Genomic DNA, 22,586 nt, shown 5'->3' with positions numbered 1-22,586 from the left:
GGCTGGAGCAGACGAAATTCGGGCAGATCTGGGAAAAGGGGGCTTGCTGCGAGGCCGGAATCAAAAAGGCACCTGAAAAGGTGCCTCTGATCATCCTTGGGTGCCCCTTCGGGCTCTCTCGTTCTCCCGGCCAGATTTGAGACCGGCGGGACCGCTTCGAATTCGAAGCGGATTAACGGAACGAGCGAGCTGCGATGTTGCGAATGTCGTAGCGGGTCAGGCCGATGTCGCTGAGCGCCTGGTTCGACAGGTTGCCGAGTTCGCTCATCGTGCGGCGGTAGCTGATCCAGTTCTTTGCGATGCGGATCGGGTTCATGGTCGTTTCCTCAAAAGTGTCTTTGTCCTGGTGATCTTCTCGCCACCAGCGATGACGTTCTTATACGCCCGCATAATAAGAATGTGCAGTGCAAAAAGGAGGCGACTGCCATGCAAATGTGCAATGTGTTGATTATTTTTGCATCTGAGCCCGAAAAACCGGCAGCTGTGAATTCGGGCGGTAAAAGAACTGCACAAACGAAAAACGCCCCCGGATGGGAGCGTCTTCTGAAGGCCGGGCAGGTGCCGGTTATGCTTTATTCTGTGGGCTATTAGAAGCCGACAGCCGTGCGGGCAACCTGACGGATGTCAGAGCGGCCGATGCCGAGGTCGGAAAGTTCGCGGTCGGTCATGCGGCCGAGTTCGGTGACCGTTTCGCGATACTTGCGCCAGTTGCTGAGCTTCTTTGCGATGTTCATTGTCTTAGGTCCTTTAGAGCCCTTGTGAGGCCCAACGGCCCCGTTCTTCGTCTGCTAATCGTTTTAAATGCTGCGATGCAAAGAAAAAAGCGCGCTTTAGGTATGACACCTATGCGCTGGACGCATTACATGTTTCTTAACTACGTCATTCTGGCATCTGGATGATCAAAAAACAGGCGAATTGCGCTTTGTGCAGGCTGGCCTGAAACGCATAACGCCCACCGGGGGAGGAGATCCGGCGGGCGTCATGTGCGTGACTGGCGATTGGGAGGAGGAGGGTCGCCAGTCTCAACGGACCACACTGGGAGGAGGAGTGCGTGGTCCGAATATGTTTTCCCGCGTGAGCGAGGCATTTTCATGGTCGGCATCTGCGCCGAAATCGAGAGATCAAATCGCTCCGATCAATCTCTGCAATGATAGATACAGAATCTGCATCGATTTGTGCAGTGCAATAAGGGAAGGGATGGCATGTCTGAACTGCATGGCTGGCTGCGGGGCAATCCCGGCGTGGGGTCGGCAAGCTGCGCGAGGAGGGGAAATATCGCGCGGCTCTGGCGGCAATGCGGGGATCGGCGGGCCTGTCGGGCGGGGCTTTCGGCTGTGTCGGAAAACCGTCATTTTCCCTTTGCGTGCGCCAAAACGGGTGATATAGAGACGCGCGCTCCGGAAGGCCTCCGTCACGAGGATTTTCGACGCGTGGGGCGCGGGTATGGTGAAATTGGTAGACACGCCAGATTTAGGTTCTGGTGCCGCAAGGCGTGGGAGTTCAAGTCTCTCTACCCGCACCAGGGTCGCCGGAATTGGGTCGCCTGAACTGGCTGATCGGGTTCCGGGCGATGATTGCGCTCCGAAGCCGCAGCTGGTCACTTTGAGGTTCCGGTGGTGTGCTCATTGAAACGAACGGTGTCTGGGCACCGCCGCCACGATAAGAAGGTTTAAAAATGCAGGTTACCGAAACGCTCGCTGAAGGGCTGAAGCGCGAAATCAAGGTTGTCATCCCCAAGCAGGACATGGCAGCCGAGCTCAACGTCCGTCTCGCCGACGCCAAGGACAAGGTCCGCATCAACGGCTTCCGTCCGGGCAAGGTGCCGATGGCGCATCTGAAGAAGATGTACGGCAAGTCGATCATGGCCGACCTCGTCAACGAGATCGTTCGCGAGCGCCCGACCAAGATCCTCTCCGAGCGCGGCGAAAAGTCCGCGACGCAGCCGTCGATCTCGATGACCGAGGACGAAGCTGAAGCCGAGAAGATCCTGAGCGCTGAAGCCGATTTCGAATTCACCGTTTCCTACGAAGTCATCCCGCCGATCGAGCTGAAGTCGGTTGATGGTATCTCGGTCACCCGTGAAGTCGTCGAGATCGCTGAAGACGAAGTCAACGAGCAGATCCTCAAGATCGCCGAAAGCGCTCGTACCTACGAAACCAAGAAGGGCAAGGCCGCCGACGGCGACCGCGTCACCATGAACTACCTCGGCAAGGTCGATGGCGTTGCCTTCGACGGCGGCGCTGCAGAAGATGCAGAACTGGTTCTCGGCTCTGGCCGTTTCATCCCGGGCTTCGAAGACCAGCTGGTTGGCCTCAAGGCTGGTGAAGACAAGGTTATCACCGTCACCTTCCCGACCGAATACCCGGCTGCAAACCTCGCCGGCAAGGAAGCCACCTTCGATGTCACCATCAAGGACGTTGCTGCTCCGGCCGAAGTCGAGATCAACGACGAACTCGCTTCCAAGCTCGGCCTCGAATCGGTCGATCGGCTGAAGGAAATCGTCCGCGGCCAGATCGAAAGCCAGTACGGCAACATCACCCGCCAGAAGGTCAAGCGTCAGATCCTCGACCAGCTGGACGAGATGTACCAGTTCGACGCCCCGCCGAGCCTGGTTGATGCCGAGTTCGAAAACATCTGGCGCCAGATCAACACTGATCTCGCCCAGTCCGGCAAGACCTTCGAAGACGAAGAAACGACCGAGGAAGAAGCACGCGCCGAATACCGCAAGCTTGCCGAACGTCGCGTCCGTCTCGGCCTGGTTCTCTCCGAAATCGGCGAAAAGGCTGGCGTCGAAGTGACCGAGGAAGAAATGCAGCGCGCGCTTTACGCCCAGCTGCAGCAGTTCCCGGGCCAGCAGAAGGAAATCCTCGATTTCTTCCGCAACACGCCTGGCGCTTCCGCCTCGCTGCGCGCCCCGATCTTCGAAGAGAAGGTCGTTGACCAGCTGCTCACCGAAATCAAGGTCACCGACAAGACCGTGACGAAGGAAGAGCTGATGGCCGAAGAAGAAGGCGAAGCAGACGCAAAGCCGGCCAAGAAGAAGGCTGCGCCGAAGAAGGCCAAGGCCGAAGCTTCGGAAGCTGAAGGCGAAGAAGCCGCAGCCCCGAAGAAGAAGGCTGCTCCGAAGAAGAAGGCCGCTGAAGACAGCGCCGAATAATCTTCGGAACCTAAAAGATCGGAAAGCCGGGTCGGTGACGACCCGGCTTTTTGTTGTCCCGAAATCGTCGAGTTGCCGCAGCCATGATCCGTATCGAAAATATCAGCAAGTCCAACAGCCACCGCATTCTCTATATCGAGGCCTCGGCGGCGCTGAACCGTGGCGAGAAGATCGGACTGGTCGGCCCGAACGGCGCCGGCAAGACGACGCTGTTTCGCATGATCACCGGCCAGGAAATCCCCGACGAAGGTCAGGTCTCGGTCGAGAAGAATGTCACGATCGGCTATTTCAACCAGGATGTCGGCGAAATGTCCGGCGTCAGCGCCGTCACCGAAGTGATGGACGGGGCAGGGCCGGTCAGCTCCGTTGCCGCCGAACTGCGCGAGCTCGAAGCCGCCATGGTCGATCCCGACCGCATGGACGAGATGGACGAAATCATCGAGCGTTACGGCGAGGTTCAGGCCCGTTACGAGGAGCTCGACGGTTACGGCCTCGAAAGCCGCGCCCGCGAAGTGCTCGCCGGCCTGTCCTTCAGCCAGGAAATGATGGACGGCGATGTCGGCAAACTGTCTGGTGGCTGGAAGATGCGCGTGGCGCTGGCCCGCATTCTCCTGATGCGCCCCGATGTCATGCTGCTCGACGAACCGTCGAACCATCTCGATCTCGAGAGCCTGATCTGGCTCGAACAGTTTCTCAAGGGTTATGACGGCGCGCTTCTGATGACCTCGCACGACCGCGAGTTCATGAACCGCATCGTCACGAAGATCATCGAGATCGATGCCGGTTCGCTCAATTCCTATTCCGGCGATTACGGCTTTTACGAACAGCAGCGCGCGCAGAACGAAAAGCAGCAGCAGGCGCAGTTCGAACGCCAGCAGGCCATGCTTGCCAAGGAAATCAAGTTCATCGAACGCTTCAAGGCGCGCGCCAGCCATGCCGCGCAGGTGCAGAGCCGCGTGAAAAAGCTCGACAAGATCGAGCGCGTCGAACCGCCGAAGCGCCGCCAGGCCGTCGCCTTCGAATTCCAGCAGGCGCCGCGTTCGGGTGAAGACGTCGTCAACATCAAGGGCGTCCACAAGGCCTATGGCAGCCGGACGATCTATGAAGGCCTCGATTTCCTGATCAAGCGCCGCGAGCGCTGGTGCATCATGGGCATCAACGGCGCCGGCAAATCGACGCTGCTGAAGTTGATTGCCGGCACGGCGGAGCCGGACCAGGGTGCGGTCGCACTCGGCGCCAGCGTCAAGATGGGCTATTTCGCCCAGCATGCCATGGATGTTCTCGATGGCGAGCAGACCGTGTTCGAATGGCTCGAATCGGAATTTCCGCGGGCAGGCCAGGGCGCTCTGCGCACGCTTGCCGGCTGTTTCGGTTTTTCCGGCGATGACGTCGAAAAGAAGTGCCGTGTTCTGTCGGGTGGCGAAAAGGCCCGCCTCGTCATGGCCGCCATGCTGTTCGATCCGCCGAATTTTCTCGTCCTCGACGAGCCCACCAACCACTTGGACCTCGACACCAAGGAAATGCTGATCAAGGCGCTGTCGGATTACGAAGGCACCATGCTGTTCGTCAGCCACGATCGTCATTTTCTGGCCGAGCTGTCCAACCGCGTGCTGGAACTGACGCCGGAAGGCATTCATCGTTTTGATGGCGGTTATTCGGAATATGTCGAGCGCACCGGCTACGAAGCGCCGGGCCTGCATAGCTGATACGGGTGCCTCAACCGTCACGAAGATGAACGGCTTTGTCAGGAGCCGTTCAGTTTCGGGCGTCTAACCTCTCACCATCCGCCGCCACTGGCGCGCCTGAAGGAGGAAGACATGAAGAAGTTTATCGCCGCCTGCATTATCGGCCTTGGCTGCCTTGGTACCACGGCAGCCCCGGTGCTGGCCGAAAGCTACACGGTCACCGTCAGTGACCACGGTTATCGCCCGCATTCCCGCCACCATGAACGCGACCGCTGGGAACGGCGTCATCACCGCCCGCATTATCGCACCGTCTGCCGGACCAAGACCGTGAAATACCGCCACCATGGCCGCTGGGTCAGCAAGACCACGCGCGTCTGCCGCTGATCCGGCACCCTCGTAAGACGACCATTCATCGACATGCAGAAAGGCCAGCGCGAAGCTGGCCTTTTTTGTTGCGATCCTGTTCGGGTACGACAAAAAAAACAGCCGGCAAAGCCGGCTGTTTTCCTATTCGCATGAAGCACGGGATCGGCTTAGTTGCAGACCCGGATGCTTTCGACATGGTAGCCGCCGTCATAGGCGTTCGGCACGCTGCGGTCTTCAAACCAGCAACGCGGCGGGGGCGGCGGCGGCGGAGCGTAGGCCGGCGCGACATAGGTCGGGCCGCTATTGGCGATCGCACCGCCGATCAGGCCGCCGACGACACCGGCAGCAAGGCCGCCGGCAATGACGGCACCGGTATTGTTATGGTGATGCCGGCGCGGCGGTGGCGGCGGCGGGCCGCGATGGTCCCAGCGGCGTGCGCCGTCATAATATTGTGCCGAGGCAGTCGTGGCCGGCGCAATGACGCTCGCAAGCGTCACAGCCGAAACCATTGCAGAGATGATGATCTTTTTCATCTTGGGCCGTTCCGTTTCTTCCGGGCATTTCTATTGCAGCCCAGGTCGGCGCAATTGTGGCCTTCCATGCTTAACGTTCGCTGAATAAAGCGGCAGGCCGGCCATCCCGTGAGCAAATGTTCGAAAAATACCGTTTATCCGGCCTTCTGAAGCATTGCCACGGCTGCATCATCCTTCTCCGCGGCCCGCTGATAGGCTTCGCGCAAAGCTAGTCGGCCGAAATATTGTTCGAAGATCGGCCGCTTTTCGATCGAACCGAATTGCAGCCCCCAGCCGACCTGCGAGCCGACATAGACGTCCGCTGCGGTAAACTTTTCGCCCGCGATATAGGGGTTGGAACGCAGCGCCATTTCGAGCGTGTTCATCACATCGCCGAATGTGCCATACCCCGCCATGCGCTCACGTCCCGCCGGTACTTCGAAGCCGAGTGCACGGTTGGTAACCGCCGATTCGATCGGACCGGCAGCGAAGAACATCCAGCGGTAATAATCGGCGCGCGCAGTCGTGTCCGGCGCAAGGCCGGCAGATGGAAATGCATCGGCCAGATAGGCGCAGATCGCGGCGCATTCGGTGACCACCGCCTTGCCGTGTACGATCGTCGGAACCTTGCCCATCGGATTGACCAGCTTGTAGTCGTCGGATTTCATCGCGCCGTCGAAACCGAGGATTTCCGTGCGATAGGGTTGGCCAACCTCTTCCAGCATCCAGCGCGCAATGCGCCCGCGAGACATCGGATTGGTATAAAAAACGATTTCGTCTGACATGTTTTTTCCTCCGCTCGGCAAGCCATGTGCGGCAGCTTGCCGGCAAATCAAGACAACCGGTTGAAGAAAGATGCCGGCCGGCGGGTGTCAGAGCGGTTTGCGGTACTGGATGAAACCGGCATTCTGCGCCACCCGGTCATAGAGTCTCCGGGCGGTGGCATTGCTTTCATGGGTCAGCCAGTAGAGGCGGCCGGCCTTGTGGGCGCGGGCGAGATCGGCAACGGCTTCGATCAGCGCCTCGCCGGTTCCCTTGCCGCGCTGCGTCTGGTCGACATAGAGATCCTGCAGATAACAGGTGACTTCGGGCAGCCAGCTGGAGCGGTGGAAGACCACATGCACCAGCCCGACCATGCGTCCGTCCTCGAAGGCACCGAAGGCATGCATCGGCTCGGCGGGATCGAGAAAACGGCTCCAGGTCAGGTCATATTGCGCCGCCGGCAGCACGGTTTCGTAAAAGCGCAGATAGGCTTCGAACAACGGCCCCCAGGCTTCGCGATCGGACATTTCGAGCGGGCGGACGGTGACGGACATGAAACTTCTCCCCAAATGAAAACGGCGGAACTTGCGTCCCGCCGTTTCACTTCTATCCGAATTTTTTGGCTTAGGCAGCCATTGCGACCTTCAGGTTTTCGTCGATCTTGTCGAGGAAAGCGGTGGTCGAGAGCCACGGCTGATCCGGGCCGATCAGGAGCGCCAGGTCCTTGGTCATGAAGCCGGCTTCGACCGTGTCGATGCAGACCTTTTCGAGCGTGTTGGCGAACTTGGAAAGCTCGGCATTGTCGTCCAGCTTTGCACGGTGTGCGAGGCCGCGGGTCCAGGCGAAGATCGAGGCGATCGAGTTCGTCGAGGTTTCCTGGCCCTTCTGGTGCTGGCGGTAGTGGCGGGTGACCGTGCCGTGTGCGGCTTCGGCTTCAACCGTCTTGCCATCCGGCGTCATCAGAACCGAGGTCATCAGGCCGAGCGAGCCAAAGCCCTGGGCAACGATGTCCGACTGAACGTCGCCGTCATAGTTCTTGCAGGCCCAGACGTAACCGCCGGACCACTTCAGCGCGGAAGCGACCATGTCGTCGATCAGGCGGTGTTCGTACCACAGCTTGGCTTCGTCATACTGCGCCTTGAACTCGGCATCGAACACCTCCTGGAAGATGTCCTTGAAGCGGCCGTCATAGGCCTTGAGGATGGTGTTCTTGGTCGACAGGTAGCAGGGAACTCCGCGCTGCAGGGCATAGTTGAACGAAGCGCGGGCGAAATCGCGGATCGAGTCGTCGAGGTTGTACATCGCCATGGCAACGCCCGAGGACGGTGCGTCGAACACGTCATGCTCGATGGTCTGGCCATCATCGCCGACGAACTTGATGGTCAGCTTGCCCTTGCCCGGGAACTTGAAGTCGGTGGCGCGGTACTGGTCACCGAAGGCGTGACGGCCGACGATGATCGGCTTGGTCCAGCCCGGAACGAGGCGCGGCACGTTCTGCATGATGATCGGCTCGCGGAAGATGACGCCGCCGAGGATGTTGCGGATCGTGCCGTTCGGGCTCTTCCACATCTTCTTCAGCTTGAATTCTTCGACGCGGGCTTCGTCCGGCGTGATGGTGGCGCACTTGATGCCGACGCCGTGCTTGGCGATGGCATTGGCGGCATCGATCGTCACCTGGTCATTGGTGGCATCGCGGTTCTCGACGGAGAGGTCGTAATATTCGATGTCGAGATCGAGATAGGGAAGGATCAGCTTGTCCTTGATGAGCTGCCAGATGATACGGGTCATCTCGTCGCCGTCGAGATCGACGACCGGATTTGCTACCTTGATCTTCTGCATGGACTTCCTCTTGTCGTAAGCGGGCCATCGCGGCCCCGAAATGATCAACGGGGTGCGCTATAGCACCGCAGGGGCAGAACGCAAAGGCATCGCACTGCAATATCGGTCTTTTCGGCAACGAAAAACCAAATGCGAAACCGGATGTAAAACCGCGCGTCGGCGGGTGATCTTCCGCTTGCCTCAGATTGGCCATTGCCAAATGGCAAACGCAGCGTAATGTCCCGGCAAATTCTCTAGAATCTGGATCAAGCCCATGCGGACTTTACCGCTCCTGACCGCCATTCTGCTGATCTCGCAGGCCGCCTACGCTGCCGATCCGACCGAGCCGGTCAATGCCGTGATGAAGGTCACGGAAGACAATTGGAACACGGCCGATAGCGACTGGAAATCCATTTTCGACGCCGATCCGCTGTCGCGTCTTTTCAGCAAGAAATTCCAGTCCGCTTATGCCGAAGCTGCCAAACATCCGGCCTATGAGACGGAAAACAACGCCCCCGGTGATCCTTTCGGTTACGACGTTGTCACAAGTTCGCAGGACGGGTGTCCGCTGAAAGAGGTCAAGACTGTTCCCGGCACGCCGAAGAATGGCGTGACGGACGTGACCGTCACCTTCAAGCAGTGGGCCTGCATCGACGATCCCGAGGTCAAGGACAGCGTCACGGAAGTGCATTTCGACGTCATCGACGAGGGCGGCAAGCCGGTCATCGACGACATCCACCGTGTGGTCGAAAACGAACGTGATTCGCTGGTCGAGGAAATGCAGTCGATCGCCAAGGGCGAGTGACAAGCGCTCATGGTCAGCGCGAATAACAGCAGCGATTGACCGGCGGGCCGAGCGAAACGGGCAAGCCGGAGCGGACGAGGGATGCAAGTGATCGAAAGGCCGATGCAATGCTGAAGCCTTTGCCGGATACCGTCAAAGGCCCGGCCATGCGCCTGCAGCATATGGTCATGACCTTTCGTTCCGCCCTGGTCGACCGGCTGGTGGCCCACGATCCGGCGCTGTCGCGGGTCAGGATGGGCGCCCGCGTCACGCTCAGCATCCTCATCTCGATTGCGGCGCTGATTGCCTTCCATTTCCTCGTCACGCCTCTGCCGTCCATCTCCTACGCGCTGGCGATCGTGCTTTCGATCGAAGGCGGCGTTGCGGTGCGCGATCGCACGCCCGGCGAACAGCTGAAGACACGGCTGATCGGCTGTGCCGCGAGCCTTTTCTGCATTTCGCTGGCGGCGCTGCTGGAAGGGTATCGGCTTGTTGCCGACCTTGCTTTTCTCGGTGTCATCCTCGCCGCAAGCCTTGCGCGCGTCTACGGCCAGCGCGGCTTTGCGGTCGGCATGTTCGCCTTCATTTCCTATTTCATGGGCGCCTATCTGAAGCCGACCTTTGCCGAGCTGCCGCTTGCAGCCCTCGGCCCACTGTTTGCCGTCACGATCGGTCATCTGGTCCGCACTTTCCTGTTTCCGGAAGACTGGCGGCGGGATTTGCGTGCGGCGCTGAAGGCGATGCAGGGGCGGGTGATGGATATCCTCGTCAGGCTCTCGGTCCTGTCGAAAGAAGGGCGCGTTACCGAAAACGACCGCACCGAACTGCGCCATATGGAAGAGCAGCTGAAGGACGTCGTGCTGATGGCGGAAGGTCTTTTGCCGCGCCAGGTGGATGGCACCGCCCATTCCGACGACGATCCGGTGACCGCGCTTTCCATGGCGATCTTCGACCTGCATCTTTCGGCCGAAAGCGCCATCGTCCAGTCGCTCGAGACGCCGCCGCCCTTCGTTCTCGTCCATGCCGTCATCAGCGGCGATCGCGACCTTGCCGAAAAGGTGGCCGCGAGCACTGCCGTCGAAAAGGGTGGTGAGACGGCCCGGGCAAGTGCACAGGCGCTTTTATGGCTGCAGCGGTCGCTGCAAGCCCTTGGTCGCGCCGCCGGCAAGGAAGCTGGCGGCCTTGCATCGATAGACGACCGCGTCGTGGACGAGCCGCCGACCAAGCCGGATTTTTCATGGAAGAATCCGCTGGTCAGGGCGGCAGCGCAGATCACCATTGCCGCCGGCATCGCCATGATCTTTGGCCTGTTTCTATCTCGCGAGCGCTGGTTCTGGGCCGTGCTGACGGCTTTTCTGACCTTCAACAATACGAAGTCGCGCGGCGATGCGGCGATCCGCGCCATGCAGCGCTCCGTCGGCACCGCGCTTGGCATCATCATCGGTCTTGCCGCCGCGACGCTTCTGGCAGGCCACACTGTTTCGACCGTCATTCTGGCCTCGGCCTGTGTTTTCCTCGCCTTCTATTTCCTGCAGGTTTCCTACGCGCTCCTGAGCTTCTTCGTCACAATCGTTCTCTGCCTCGTCTACGGCCTGATCGGCCAACTGACGCTGGACGTGCTTCTGCTGCGTGTCGAAGAAACCATGATCGGCGCCGTTGCCGGCACATTCGTCGCCTTCGTCGTGTTTCCTGCCTCGACCCGTTCCAATGTCGATCTGGCGCTTGCCCGCTGGTATGATGCGCTGGGCCAGCTGCTCGATGCAGCGCGCGATGGCGAAAGCCGCTACCGGGTGATCGAACTGTCGAGCCGTCTCGATGCCGCCTATCGCGAACTCACCGTAGCAGCCCGGCCGCTCGGCAGCGCCTGGTCGCTGGTCACCCGGCCGGGGCCGATCCGCCAGACGCTCGCCATGTTCCTCGCGACCTCTTATTGGGCGCGGATCTTCGCCCATGATTTCGCCGAGGCGAAAAAGCCGCTTGATCCAGACGTGCTGACGGCGATCGAGGAGGCGAGGGCGGCATTGAGCAAGGCGGCGGCCCGCGGATCGGACTGTTTCGCCACCCGCAAGCCGCGGCCCGTCATGGCCGGCAATGCCGCGCCTGCCTTCCGTCAGGGGGCCGCAATGGGGGCGGACAGGGTGGCCAATCTCCTCAATCGGCTCTATCCCGCCTGATCGGCGGCAAGAAGCGGCTTGCCGCGAAAGGCTGAGGCCGCTATTTGCGGCCAAACATCATCGGAAGCGAATATGTCTGGGACGAATAGCGAGCGCGAACTCATTGCCGAAGGGCCGGCCATCATTCTGGTCGAGCCGCAGCTGGGCGAAAACATCGGCATGGTGGCGCGCGCCATGGCCAATTTCGGCCTGGCTGAACTGCGCCTCGTCAATCCGCGCGATGGCTGGCCGAGCGAAAAGGCCCGATCCGCCGCCTCCAAGGCTGACCACGTCATCGACGGCACCAAGGTTTACGAGACGCTGGAAGACGCGATCCGCGACCTCAACTTCGTCTATGCCACGACGGCGCGCGAACGTTACGGCTTCAAGCCGGTACGCGCCCCGGTCGGCGCCACCAAGACGCTGCGTGAAAAGTTCAAGGCCGGTGAAAAGACCGGCATCCTGTTCGGCCGCGAGCGCTGGGGCCTCTCCAATGAAGAGGTGGCGCTGGCCGACGAGATCGTCACCTTCCCGGTCAATCCGGCCTTTGCCTCGCTCAACATCGCCCAGGCCGTGCTGCTGATGTCCTATGAATGGATGAAGTCCGGCATGGAGGATCTCGACGAGACTGCCTTCCAGCCGGTCGAGCAGCGGCCTTCCACGAAGGAACAGGTGTTTGGCCTGTTCGACCATATCGAGGAAGCGCTCGACGCCCGCGGTTATTTCCATCCGCCGGAAAAAAAGCCAAAGATGGTCGACAATCTGCGCGCGGTGTTTTCGCGGCGCGGCTTTACCGAGCAGGAAATCAGCGTCGTCCGCGGCGTGATCCGTTCGCTTGACCGTTTTCCGCGCCGGCGGCCGCATGCGGTGCCGGAAAAGGCCGAGGATTTGGGAGCAGGGGAGAATTCGGGGAATGGCAGCGACGAATGATCTGAAACCCGTGCTGATGTTCGATTCGGGCATTGGCGGGCTGACCGTGCTGCGCGAGGCGCGCGTGCTGATGCCCGAGCGCGGTTTCATCTATGTCGCCGACGATGCCGGTTTTCCCTATGGCGGCTGGAAAGAGGCGGCGCTGACCGAACGCATCCTCACACTCTTCGAAAAGCTGATCGCCGATTACAGCCCGGAAATCTGCGTCATTGCCTGCAACACCGCCTTCACGCTCGCCGGTGCCGCGCTGCGTGAAAAATTCCCCGCCATGACCTTTGTCGGCACGGTGCCGGCGATCAAGCCTGCCGCCGAGCGTACCCGTTCCGGCCTCGTTTCGGTTCTGGCGACACCCGGCACCGTCAAGCGCGCCTATACCCGCGATCTCATCCAGTCCTTCGCCACCCAATGTCACGTCCGGCTGGTCGGTTCGGAAAATCTTGCCCGCATGGCGGAGGCCTATATCCGCGGCGAGACGGTTGTCGACGACGCGGTGCTGGCCGAGATTGCTCCCTGTTTCGTCGAGAAGGACGGGACAAAAACCGATATCGTCGTGCTCGCCTGCACCCATTATCCCTTCATGGCGAATATCTTTCGCCGCCTCGCGCCATGGCCGGTCGACTGGCTCGACCCGGCCGAAGCCATCGCCCGCCAGGCACGCCGCAAGGTGCCGCTCATCGAAGGCGCCGTGCATCCCGACGATTACGACTTTGCTGTCTTCACCTCCGGCAACCCGGATTTCGCCACGAGCCGGCTGATGCAGGGTTTTGGGCTTCGGACCGCCTGATACCCAGAATTGTGCTTTTTCAGCAACGCTCCATGCCTCCGAGTACAATTTCCAGATGTGCTTGTTGCCTCGCCGCGAAGAGTGTGTAAACTCACCTCATCCGCAGTTCTCAAATCAGGAGGCGTAAGCATGACTGCTATTTTTGCACATACCCGTCTTTCTGGCGGATCGACCCCGGTGATGATGCGGACCTGCGCTCCGCGTCCTGTGCTCGGGCTCGCTTTCAAGGGCTGATAACGCCCAAAATCCGTCTTCCGACGACTTTTTACCTTCATCTGACGTAATCGGCTGACCGGGCAACGGCATGTTCTGCCATGCCGCCTGAATCCGCCCTGTTCCCTTTGCGTTTCCGACACCAGAAAGGACCTGGCTGCCACCGGCACCGGGGCGGAAAATCTATGCAAAAAAATCAATCAAGGGTTGTTGACGACCTGTCGCTGGTTCTCGGCGACCTGTTTCGTGAATTCGGCGTCTGGAAAATAGCGCTCGCTTTCCTCCGGGCCGCCTGGCAGCGCCATCAATTGGCGCGGATCAATGACGTGGATGTGCTTTCCTACAGAATGCGCCGCGACATCGGCCTCGAGCGGGGCATCAACGATGACGCGGTCAATGGGGAAGAACGTTACTGGGAGCGTTGGCGGTGATGAACTGCCGTCGACCGCAGTAGCGTGAGGCCTGAACCTACGAAGTGATCGGCTGTATCTTGTAGCGATACCAAATACAGCCGATCATGATCGTCAGCTTCCGACACAAGGGGTTCGAAGCCTTTTGTTGTTTCGGCACCACCAAAGGCATCCAGGTGGCGCATGCGGCCAAGCTTGGACGTATTCTGGGCCTGCTGGATGTCGCAACGGGGTCGAACGATCTCAATCTGCCGGGTTTCAGGCTTCATGCATTGAAGGGTGATCTGAAAGGTCACTGGTCGATATGGGTCAACGGAAACTGGCGGATCACATTCCGTTTCCTCGATACCGATGTCGAGCTCGTCGATTATCAGGATTATCATTGAAAGGAGTAGGGACGATGATGACATCACCTCCGCATCCCGGTGAATTGCTTCGCGAGGATGTTCTCGTGCCGCTCGGATTGTCGGTGACCGATGCCGCCGGACGGCTTGGCATGTCACGGGTCGCCCTGTCGCGTGTGCTGAACGGACGGGCAGGGATCAGTCCCGATCTGGCTGTCCGACTTGAGCGGGCAGGGGTCAGCACGGCCCGCGCCTGGCTGTCGATGCAGGCGAATTACGATCTTTCACAGGCATTGAAGCGGGAGCAGCCGGACGTTCAGCTGCTGGACGACAAGGCCGCCTGAAATACGGCCACCTGAAATTTAGCCCTCGGTCTCCTCTTGCCAATTCGAAAAACCGGTGGCTTGGTCGCTTCTCTTCTGGAGGAGTTTGCAAACATGTCGCTCGAACACTGGCTTGCCTTTGTCGCCGCCTCGGCCGTTCTTCTGGCCATTCCGGGGCCGACGATCCTGATCGTCATTTCCTACGCGCTGAGCCATGGCCGCAAGGTGGCCTCTGCGACGGTTGCCGGCGTGGCGCTTGGTGATTTCACTTCGATGACCGCATCCATGCTCGGGCTCGGCGCGCTACTGGCGGCGTCCGCGACGCTGTTCACCGTGCTGAAATGGGCCGGTGCCGCTTATCTCATCTATCTCGGCATCAAGCTCTGGCGCGTGCCGGTGGCGGAGCGCGCCGCCGATGCGGGCGAGGAAGAGGTCGTGACGGCAAGGCCGTGGCGGGTTTTTCTGCACACTTATGCCGTCACCGCGCTCAACCCGAAAAGCATCGTCTTTTTCGTCGCCTTCCTGCCGCAGTTTCTCGATCTGTCAAAGCCGCTCTTTTTCCAGATGGCGGTTTTCGAAGTCACCTTCCTGATCCTCGCGACATTGAATGCCACGCTTTACGGCTTTCTCGCCTCTGCGGCGCGCAACACGATCCGCAAGCCAAAGGTCCAGAAAATCGTCAATCGAACCGGCGGAAGCCTGATGATTGGTGCCGGTCTTCTGTCGCTCGGCTTCAAGCGGGCCGCCGGCTGATTGGTCGCCTCGATGCGGCGCTGTGGGGCAAGATCGTAAAGCCTGTGCATTTTCGCTCTTGCCCGGCGAAACGAATCCCGATCTTTGATAGAGCATGCACGCGGTGGCCTTGGGCGTCACCGCAAAGAGACAGCATCAGCCAGCGTTTGAAGAGGTAAGTGCATTGCAGGTCGGCATCGATATGGGGAAACTGGCCGGGGGTGATCCCGCCAAGCTCGATATCGAAGAGCTTCTGGCGACGCGTCTTCTCGTGCAGGGCAATTCCGGCTCCGGCAAGTCGCATCTCCTGCGCCGTCTGCTGGAACAGTCCGCGCCTTGGGTGCAGCAGGTCGTCATCGATCCCGAAGGTGACTTCGTCACGCTCTCGGACAAGTTCGGCCATGTCGTCGTCGATGGTGAGCGTACCGAGGCGGAGCTGGCCGGCATTGCCAACCGTATTCGCAAGAACCGCGTCTCATGCGTCCTGACGCTTGAAGGCCTCGATCTCGAGGAACAGATGCGCGCCGCCGCCGCCTTCCTCAACGGCATGTTCGATGCCGATCGCGAATTCTGGTACCCGGTGCTGGTCGTGGTCGACGAGGCGCAGATGTTTGCGCCTTCCGTCGGTGGCGACGTTTCCGAAGATGCACGAAAAATGTCGCTCGGCGCCATGACCAATCTCATGTGCCGTGGCCGAAAGCGCGGACTAGCCGGCGTCATCGCCACCCAGCGCCTTGCAAAGCTTGCTAAGAACGTTGCGGCCGAAGCTTCGAACTTCCTCATGGGCCGCACATTCCTTGATATCGACATGGCGCGTGCTGCTGACCTTTTGGGCATGGACCGCCGTCAGGCGGAAATGTTCCGCGACCTGAAGCGCGGCAATTTTGTCGCCCTCGGCCCGGCCCTGTCGCGCCGTCCGCTGCCGATCGCCATCGGCCATGTCGAGACCGGCGCCCGTTCGTCCAGCCCGAAACTCATGCCGCTGCCGGATGCGCCGCAGGATGTCGAAGACCTGATCTTCACGCCCGATCCGGAAGAGTTCACTCGCCCGCTCGCGCCGCGCCGCGCCAACCCGGCACCGCGCCCGACCACCGATATCCTGGCCGAACTGTCGCGCTCGACACCGGCCGCTTCGCCTGCGCCGCAGGAGGCGAGGGTGCCGCAGCCGGAAATGTCTCCGGAAGAGCGCGAGGAACGTCTGGCCGCAGTGCTGAACGAAATCCTCGACGACCCGCAATCGGCCTATCGCACGGATTCCGTCCTCTATCAGGACTTTCTCGTCCGCGCCCGCATGCGCCGCCTGCCGGGCCCACCGCTGGCGCTTGGCGATTTCCGCCGCCGCGTGGCGGTCGCCCGTTCCGGCGTCGATGTCGAAACGGCGGCCGGCGAGAAATGGCAACTGGTCCTGTCCTTGTCGAACAATGTCGCCGACGACCTACAGGGCGTTTTCCTGATGATGGCGAAGGCTGCCATCGGCGGCGAACCGTGCCCCTCCGACGCCCGCATCGCCCGCGCCTATGGCACCCACTCGGCCAGACGCGCCCGTCGTCTCCTCGGTTATTTCGAGGAACAGGGCCTGATCGTCGTGCATGCCGACTTTTCCGGCAAACGCATCGTCGCTTTCCCGGATCTCCAGTCGGAAACCGCGCCCGGCAGCGCCGATGCGCTGGATGAGGGCGAGACGAAGGCGGCCGCGGAGTAATCCGCCCGCCGGTTTGACAATTATCGTATCCCGGTTTTCACGGCACGGTTTCGGCCGTTTCAGTGAATATGAAAATGCGCCTCGATGGCGGCTGCGATAAAGGCGCGCCTAGCTTCGCCCGAAGCCGTTTCACCGTGAAGGGCGGCCTCGCAGACTTCTTCGGCATGGTGATGCTGGCTGCCGTGGAAGGCGGGCCAGCCGTCGTCGAGCATGGTTTTTGCCTGCCGGACGGTTTTGACCGTCTGTTCGACGCCGGTATCGGGGTTTTCGACATGGATCGGGGTGTTGAACGGTTGCGTTTTCATGGCAGTATCCTCCTTGACCATATGTGGTGTGCGGAGTGGTTGCGATCAAAGAAACCTGCAATCAGCCTTATCCAAGTCTTAAGGTCGGGCCGCTGTTGACATTTCCATGACATGCCCCTAAAGACCGCCCCAACGCCGGGCCGAAAGACCCGGTGTTTCACTGACATGTCCCGTGGTTTTCTCCGGACGCTTTCGTGAGAAACCTGTCAGAGCCCTTAAATCAGGGTTCAGAGGAGGGCGTGTTTCCTTGATCCGGTCCGGAAACGAACCGGTGACACATTCTGAAAGGAAATACGATGAGCAAGCGCGAATCGTCCAAGTACAAAATTGATCGCCGTATGGGCGAAAACATCTGGGGCCGTCCGAAGTCGCCGGTTAACCGCCGCGAATACGGCCCGGGCCAGCACGGCCAGCGCCGCAAGGGCAAGCTTTCGGACTTCGGTGTGCAGCTGCGCGCCAAGCAGAAACTGAAGGGCTACTACGGCGACTTGCGCGAAAAGCAGTTCCGCGCGATCTACGACGAAGCCAACCGCCGCAAGGGCGACACTTCGGAGAACCTGATCGGTCTGCTGGAAGCCCGTCTCGACGCGATCGTATACCGCGCCAAGTTCGTTCCGACGGTCTTCGCTGCCCGTCAGTTCGTCAACCACGGCCACGTCACGGTCAACGGCGTCAAGGTCAACATCGGTTCGTACCGCTGCAAGGCTGGCGACGTTATCGAAGTTCGCCAGAAGTCGAAGCAGCTCGTTACGGTTCTGGAAGCCGTTGCCCTCGCTGAGCGCGACGTTCCGGACTACATCGAAGTCGACCACAACAAGATGGTTGCTACCTTCGCTCGCGTTCCGGGCCTGTCCGACGTTCCTTACGCTGTCGTCATGGAACCGCAGCTGGTCGTCGAATTCTACTCGCGTTGATGAAGCGCCCTTCGGGGCGTTCTCGACGGAAAATCGAAAGCCGCGTCTCCGACGCGGCTTTTTTCGTATCCGCTTCAGCGGCTGAGCCGGCGCAGGATGAGGTGGAGAACAAGAACGGACGCCCAGAGTGCCAGCGCTGCCGCGCCGGCCGGAATGGTCATCAGGGCAAACCAGCCCATCACGAAGAGAAAATTCAGCGTGTCGCCGATATCGCTGCCCATGAACAGGCAGGGATGGCTGCTTCCCTCATCGACCTGGCATCCGATACTGTCGGCAAAAATGCTGCTGCCGATGGCGAGAATGGCCGGCAGAAGCGCAAGGATGACGATGGCGAAAAATACCAGTCCGTAACGCAAGGCAAGGCTGCCCCGGTTGATGGCCATCTGTACCGCTCCCTAACCGCCCGTGCGACTTCTTTTGCACGTAAGAGATCAGTGTATCGAGGGTGAGGCCTTCACGCTACGTCATCCTCGGCCCCGTGCCGAGGATCTGACCACGTCAATGATGCAGGATACGAGGAATGCCCGGAAGAGCCGCGGAGCATATGGCGGCCGGCAAGCGTCGTGCTTCCCGGCCGCCTGATCTCACTTGGCGGCAGCCTTCTTGTCGTCTGCCTTGGTCTTTGCGGCCGGTGTCGCGGCCTTTTCGGCGGGAGCGGGAGCTGCCTTGCTCTCGTCCTTCGGCGCTTCACCCATGCGGTTCCAGGCATCGAGGCCGGCGATCTTGTAGGCTTCGGCGAGCGTCGGATAGTTGAACGTGTTCTCGACGAAATATTCGACCGTGCCTTTGAGATTGAGTACGGCCTGGCCGATATGCACAAGCTCGGTCGCGGTCTCGCCGATGATGTGGACGCCGAGCAGGCGGCGGGTCTTCATCGAGAAGATCAGCTTCAGCATGCCCGAATCGAGACCCATGATATGGCCGCGCGAGGTCTCGCGGAAACGGGCGATACCGCATTCGTAGGGAATGCCGCGTTCCTTCATTTCTTCTTCGGTCAGGCCGACCGTCGAAATCTCCGGCACGGAATAGATGCCGTAAGGGAAATACTTTTGCGGTTCCTTGGCGATCGCGCCGACGGCAACGCGGGCAGCGATACGGCCCTGTTCCATCGAGGTCGAGGCAAGGCTCGGAAAGCCGACGACGTCGCCGGCGGCAAAGATGCCGGGTACCGAGGTCTCAAAAGTTTCCGGATTGACGCGCAGGCGGCCGCGGCTGTCAGCCTCGAGCCCCGCTGCAGCCAGGTTCAGCGTGTCGGTCGCGCCCATGCGGCCGGCAGCAAAGAGAACCATGTCGGTGATGATGCGGCGGCCCGAATCGACGGTTACCTGCACCTTGCCGTCCGGCATGTGCTCCACCTTCTCGGCCTTCTGGCCCAGCATCAGCTTCATGTTGCGGTCACGCAGCTGATAGGTGAAGTCCTCGACGATTTCCTTGTCGATGAAATCGAGCATGGTCGCCTTCGGGTCAATGACGGTAACCGCCGTATCGAGCGCCGAGAAGATGGTTGCGTATTCGATACCGATGACGCCGGCGCCGATGACGACCAGCGAGCGCGGCAGGTTCTGCATTTCCAGAAGTTCGTCGCTATCGATCACCGACCGGCCGTCGAAGGGCATGTAGTCGGGACGGAACGGACGGGTGCCGACGGCGAGCAGGATGCTCTTGGCGCTGACCTGAACGACATCGTTATCGTCCTTCTGGATCTCCAGCGTATCGGGCGAAACGAAGCTTGCCTTGCCGCGCATGTGCTGCACGCGGTTACGGGCGAACTGGTGTTCGAGAACTTCCACTTCGTGGTCGAGCGTGATCAACAGGCGGCGGCGCAGGTCGTCGGCGCTGATCTCCTGCTTGACGCGATAGGCCTTGCCGTAAAAGCCGCGCTCGCGCCAGCCGGACAGGTTCAGCGCCGTCTCGCGCAGCGTTTTCGACGGGATCGTGCCGGTATGAACCGAGACGCCGCCGACCCGGCGGCCCTGCTCGATGACGAGCACTTTCTTGTCGAGCTTGGCTGCCTGGATGGCGGCACGGCGGCCGGCCGGGCCGCTGCCGACGACGATGAGGTCATACTGGTTCATGAAATGCTTCGCTCCTCAAAAACGGCTTTTGCACTGCAATAGCCTATTTGCGTCACTGCCTATCATTTTATTCTAAATGTTTGATTGCGGTCGTCAAAGTCTTACCGCTGAATAATTGCCCACGATTTAGGCGAATATGTTGACTGCACAAAAAGTGCCTTGACGCCTCTTTGGAAATATCGTCCAACTGCACCAATCATAAATTGGTACGCTGAATGGTCCAGGTCACGACGGGCGGCGCCCACGACAATTCCAATTATGCGCTGGATAAGCTCCGCGAGCTGATCCATGCCCGCGGCTTCGGCGAGGATGGCCGTCTGCCGACGGAGCGCGCTTTGTCGGAAGCGCTCAATGTCGGCCGCCGGGCCGTGCGTCGCGCGCTGGAAGTGCTGGAAGCGGAAGGCCTGATCTGGCGCCGGCAGGGATCCGGAACCTTTGTCGGCGAGCGGCCGGAACCCTTTGCCGACCGGCTGGAAGATATCGTCGCCGGCACCGACTTCATGGAGATCATGGAGGTTCGCCTGCGCATCGAACCGCAGCTGGCCCAGCTTGCCGCTATGCGTGCCAAGCCGGCCGAGATTGCCCGCATGCGCGACCTCGCCAACAAGATCATCGAAAGCACGGATGCCGATGCCCGCGAGCTTTGGGATGGCGCGCTTCACCGCCAGATCGCCCAGAGCGCCGGCAACCAGCTGTTTCTGTCAATCTTCGACGTCGTCAACCGTGTCCGTCAGGACGAGGCCTGGCAGGCAATCCGGGAACGCGCCCGCATTTCCGGCAACACGGTCAGCGTCTCGCTGATCCAGCACATGGACATTATCGACGCGATCGAGGCGCGCGATCCGGCACGGGCAGGGGAGGCGATGCGCCAGCACCTGCTGATGCTGCAGGAGCGCCTGATCCGCGCAACCTCGCTCGAACATGACCATGCTGACACTTCGGATGAGGCGCCTTTCAGCGAGGCTTCCTGAACCAATTTCAAGACCTGTCGGCGGATGCCGGCCAAGAAAAAGAAATTCGAGAGATCAAATAGACCAGAGGATAGAACATGACCAAATTGACCAAACTCACTTCCGCGCTGCTTGCCGGCGTGCTTTTTGCCTTTCCGGCCCTGTCTTCCGAACTGCGCATCGGCCTCAATGACGATGCCGACGTTCTCGATCCGGCTCAGTCACGCACTTTCGTCGGCCGTATCGTCTACACCGCCATGTGCGACAAGCTTGTCGACATTTCCCAGGACATGAAGATCGTTCCGCAGCTGGCGACAGAATGGAACTGGTCCGAGGGCGGCAAGGTCCTGACCATGAAGATCCGCGACGGCGTCAAGTTCCATGATGGCGAGGCGCTGGATGCCGCTGCCGTCGTATACACGATCGAACGCAACATGACCCTGCCGGAATCCCGCCGCAAGAGCGAGCTTTCGTCTGTCGAAAAGGTCGAGGCGTCCGGTCCGCTGGAAGTCAAGTTCACGCTGAAATCGCCGGACGTGACGCTTCTCGCCCAGCTGTCCGACCGCGCCGGCATGATCGTCGCGCCGAAGGCTGCCAAGGAACTCGGCGCCAATTTCGGCTCCAAGCCGGTCTGCGCCGGTCCGTTCAAGTTCGTCGAACGCATCCAGCAGGATCGTATCGTGCTGGAAAAATTCGCCGACTACTGGGACAAGGACAAGATCCTCGTCGACAAGATCACGTATCTGCCGATCCCCGACACGACGGTTAAGCTCGCCAACCTGCGTTCCGGCGATCTCGACATTGCCGAGCGCATTTCCCCGTCTGACGTCGAATCGGTCAAGGCCGATCCGAACCTGACCTATGCCGACGTCATCGGCCCTGGCTACATGGCCATGTACGTCAACATCAAGAACGGTGCGCGTGCCGATAACCCGCTCGGCAAGGACAAGCGCCTGCGCCAGGCTTTTTCGCTCGCCATCGACCGTGAGGCGATCAGCCAGATCGTTTTCGAAGGCACGGCCATGGCCGGCAACCAGCCGTTCCCGCCGTCCAGCCCGTGGTTCGACAAGGATATCCCGGTTCCTGCCCGCGATATCGAAAAGGCGAAGAAGCTGATGAAGGAAGCCGGCTACGAAAAGCTGGATATCGAGCTGCAGCACGCCAACAGCACGACCCAGACCCAGATGATGCAGGTCATCCAGTCGATGGTCGCGGAAGCCGGTTTCAACGTCACGCTGAAGTCGACCGAGTTCGCCACGCTGCTCGACGAGCAGACCCGCGGCAATTACCAGCTCAGCCGTTCCGATTGGTCCGGCCGTATCGATCCGGATGGCAATATCCACCAGTTCGTTACCTGCAAGGGCGGCATCAACGACGTGAAATATTGCAATCCGGAAGTCGACAAGCTGCTCAACGAAGCCCGCACCTCGACCGACGACGCAGCCCGCAAGCAGAAATATGATGCGGCTGAAGCGATCCTCAACGACGATATGCCGATCATCTATCTCGGCCATCAGCCTTACGCCTATGCCATTTCCAAGAAGGTTTCAGGCTTTGCTCCGTCGCCGGACGGCATGATGCGTCTGCTCGGCGTCTCCAAGAAGTAAGTCGCATTCGAGAGCCAACCGCACGGGTTCGCCCGTGCGGTCCCTGACAAAAATCGAGGG

At 60.4% G+C, this 22,586-nt stretch carries 24 protein-coding genes and 1 tRNA gene; 16 read left to right on the top strand and 9 right to left on the bottom strand.

Translation table 11 applies throughout. The annotated features are described in order from the left end of the window. Window positions 1-172 precede the first annotated feature (172 nt). Window positions 173-316 carry a DUF1127 domain-containing protein gene (locus FHW37_RS05895; RefSeq protein ID WP_145633954.1) on the bottom strand — a complete coding sequence of 48 codons (144 nt, stop codon included), beginning with the start codon at window positions 314-316 and terminating at the stop codon, window positions 173-175. Between the two features lie 271 nt (window positions 317-587). Further along, window positions 588-734 (bottom strand): DUF1127 domain-containing protein, encoded by a 147-nt coding sequence (locus FHW37_RS05890; protein ID WP_145633951.1) that lies wholly within the window; start codon window positions 732-734, stop codon window positions 588-590. A 703-nt stretch (window positions 735-1,437) separates the two neighbouring features. Here FHW37_RS05890 and FHW37_RS05885 point away from each other — a divergent pair. From FHW37_RS05885 to FHW37_RS05870, 4 genes are all read left to right on the top strand, one after another. Beyond that, window positions 1,438-1,522, top strand: a tRNA-Leu gene (locus FHW37_RS05885). Window positions 1,523-1,675: 153 nt separating this feature from the next. Continuing rightward, on the top strand, window positions 1,676-3,157 hold the full coding sequence (gene tig / locus FHW37_RS05880) for a trigger factor (protein WP_145633949.1): 1,482 nt from the start codon (window positions 1,676-1,678) through the stop codon (window positions 3,155-3,157). Between the two features lie 83 nt (window positions 3,158-3,240). Next, window positions 3,241-4,863, top strand: coding sequence for an ABC-F family ATP-binding cassette domain-containing protein (locus FHW37_RS05875; RefSeq protein WP_145633947.1), 1,623 nt, complete (start codon window positions 3,241-3,243; stop codon window positions 4,861-4,863). Window positions 4,864-4,974: 111 nt separating this feature from the next. After that, window positions 4,975-5,226, top strand: coding sequence for a hypothetical protein (locus FHW37_RS05870; RefSeq protein ID WP_145633945.1), 252 nt, complete (start codon window positions 4,975-4,977; stop codon window positions 5,224-5,226). A 149-nt stretch (window positions 5,227-5,375) separates the two neighbouring features. Here FHW37_RS05870 and FHW37_RS05865 read toward each other — a convergent pair whose 3' ends face one another. The 4 genes from FHW37_RS05865 to FHW37_RS05850 form a co-directional block, all read right to left on the bottom strand. After that, complete coding sequence (locus FHW37_RS05865) at window positions 5,376-5,741, bottom strand: hypothetical protein (RefSeq protein ID WP_145633944.1); 366 nt, start codon at window positions 5,739-5,741, stop codon at window positions 5,376-5,378. Between the two features lie 134 nt (window positions 5,742-5,875). Beyond that, window positions 5,876-6,505, bottom strand: coding sequence for a glutathione S-transferase family protein (locus tag FHW37_RS05860; RefSeq protein ID WP_145633943.1), 630 nt, complete (start codon window positions 6,503-6,505; stop codon window positions 5,876-5,878). Window positions 6,506-6,592: 87 nt separating this feature from the next. Next, the gene (locus FHW37_RS05855) at window positions 6,593-7,036 is read right to left on the bottom strand and encodes a GNAT family N-acetyltransferase (protein ID WP_145633941.1); all 444 of its coding nucleotides are present in this window, start codon (window positions 7,034-7,036) and stop codon (window positions 6,593-6,595) included. 70 nt (window positions 7,037-7,106) lie between these two features. Next, window positions 7,107-8,321 carry an NADP-dependent isocitrate dehydrogenase gene (locus FHW37_RS05850; protein WP_145633939.1) on the bottom strand — a complete coding sequence of 405 codons (1,215 nt, stop codon included), beginning with the start codon at window positions 8,319-8,321 and terminating at the stop codon, window positions 7,107-7,109. A gap of 253 nt (window positions 8,322-8,574) precedes the next feature. Between FHW37_RS05850 and FHW37_RS05845 the strand changes: the two genes are divergently transcribed. The 9 genes from FHW37_RS05845 (at window position 8,575) to FHW37_RS05805 (ending at window position 16,675) form a co-directional block, all read left to right on the top strand. Then, window positions 8,575-9,105: a hypothetical protein gene (locus FHW37_RS05845; RefSeq protein WP_145633937.1), complete on the top strand. Its 531-nt coding sequence runs from the start codon at window positions 8,575-8,577 to the stop codon at window positions 9,103-9,105. Between the two features lie 167 nt (window positions 9,106-9,272). Beyond that, the gene (locus FHW37_RS05840; RefSeq protein ID WP_432442840.1) at window positions 9,273-11,258 is read left to right on the top strand and encodes an FUSC family protein; all 1,986 of its coding nucleotides are present in this window, start codon (window positions 9,273-9,275) and stop codon (window positions 11,256-11,258) included. Window positions 11,259-11,330: 72 nt separating this feature from the next. Further along, the gene (locus tag FHW37_RS05835) at window positions 11,331-12,167 is read left to right on the top strand and encodes an RNA methyltransferase (protein ID WP_145633935.1); all 837 of its coding nucleotides are present in this window, start codon (window positions 11,331-11,333) and stop codon (window positions 12,165-12,167) included. Beyond that, window positions 12,151-12,951, top strand: a complete 801-nt coding sequence (murI, locus tag FHW37_RS05830) for a glutamate racemase (RefSeq protein WP_145633932.1) — start codon at window positions 12,151-12,153, stop codon at window positions 12,949-12,951. Before FHW37_RS05835 ends, murI begins: the two co-directional genes overlap by 17 nt. 314 nt (window positions 12,952-13,265) lie before the next feature. Beyond that, the gene (locus tag FHW37_RS05825) at window positions 13,266-13,595 is read left to right on the top strand and encodes a hypothetical protein (RefSeq protein WP_145633930.1); all 330 of its coding nucleotides are present in this window, start codon (window positions 13,266-13,268) and stop codon (window positions 13,593-13,595) included. Between the two features lie 86 nt (window positions 13,596-13,681). Next, a complete protein-coding gene (locus FHW37_RS05820) occupies window positions 13,682-13,960 on the top strand; it encodes a type II toxin-antitoxin system RelE/ParE family toxin (RefSeq protein ID WP_145633928.1) in 279 nt (92 codons plus the stop codon). Between the two features lie 14 nt (window positions 13,961-13,974). After that, window positions 13,975-14,262 carry a HigA family addiction module antitoxin gene (locus FHW37_RS05815; protein ID WP_145633926.1) on the top strand — a complete coding sequence of 96 codons (288 nt, stop codon included), beginning with the start codon at window positions 13,975-13,977 and terminating at the stop codon, window positions 14,260-14,262. A 93-nt stretch (window positions 14,263-14,355) separates the two neighbouring features. After that, a complete protein-coding gene (locus FHW37_RS05810; protein ID WP_145633924.1) occupies window positions 14,356-14,994 on the top strand; it encodes a LysE family translocator in 639 nt (212 codons plus the stop codon). Window positions 14,995-15,157: 163 nt separating this feature from the next. Next, window positions 15,158-16,675: an ATP-binding protein gene (locus tag FHW37_RS05805; protein WP_145633922.1), complete on the top strand. Its 1,518-nt coding sequence runs from the start codon at window positions 15,158-15,160 to the stop codon at window positions 16,673-16,675. A gap of 59 nt (window positions 16,676-16,734) precedes the next feature. Here FHW37_RS05805 and FHW37_RS05800 read toward each other — a convergent pair whose 3' ends face one another. Beyond that, window positions 16,735-16,980, bottom strand: coding sequence for a DUF982 domain-containing protein (locus FHW37_RS05800; protein WP_186458169.1), 246 nt, complete (start codon window positions 16,978-16,980; stop codon window positions 16,735-16,737). Between the two features lie 296 nt (window positions 16,981-17,276). Between FHW37_RS05800 and rpsD the strand changes: the two genes are divergently transcribed. Beyond that, a complete protein-coding gene (rpsD, locus tag FHW37_RS05795) occupies window positions 17,277-17,894 on the top strand; it encodes a 30S ribosomal protein S4 (protein WP_145633917.1) in 618 nt (205 codons plus the stop codon). A 74-nt stretch (window positions 17,895-17,968) separates the two neighbouring features. On the opposite strand, the gene FHW37_RS05790 is transcribed toward rpsD, so the two are convergent. Further along, complete coding sequence (locus tag FHW37_RS05790; protein WP_145633915.1) at window positions 17,969-18,277, bottom strand: hypothetical protein; 309 nt, start codon at window positions 18,275-18,277, stop codon at window positions 17,969-17,971. 201 nt (window positions 18,278-18,478) lie between these two features. After that, window positions 18,479-19,969, bottom strand: a complete 1,491-nt coding sequence (sthA, locus tag FHW37_RS05785; protein ID WP_145633913.1) for a Si-specific NAD(P)(+) transhydrogenase — start codon at window positions 19,967-19,969, stop codon at window positions 18,479-18,481. Between the two features lie 215 nt (window positions 19,970-20,184). On the opposite strand from sthA, the gene FHW37_RS05780 reads away from it, so the two are divergent. After that, window positions 20,185-20,940, top strand: a complete 756-nt coding sequence (locus FHW37_RS05780) for a FadR/GntR family transcriptional regulator (RefSeq protein WP_145633911.1) — start codon at window positions 20,185-20,187, stop codon at window positions 20,938-20,940. A 77-nt stretch (window positions 20,941-21,017) separates the two neighbouring features. Beyond that, window positions 21,018-22,526 carry an ABC transporter substrate-binding protein gene (locus tag FHW37_RS05775; protein ID WP_145633910.1) on the top strand — a complete coding sequence of 503 codons (1,509 nt, stop codon included), beginning with the start codon at window positions 21,018-21,020 and terminating at the stop codon, window positions 22,524-22,526. The last annotated feature ends 60 nt before the right edge of the window (window positions 22,527-22,586 follow it).

Source organism: Neorhizobium alkalisoli, assembly GCF_007829835.1.
In the GTDB taxonomy this organism is placed as follows: Bacteria; Pseudomonadota; Alphaproteobacteria; order Rhizobiales; family Rhizobiaceae; genus Neorhizobium.
Note: the sequence above shows the minus strand (reverse complement) of the source record. Positions and strands in the feature narration are given on the sequence as shown.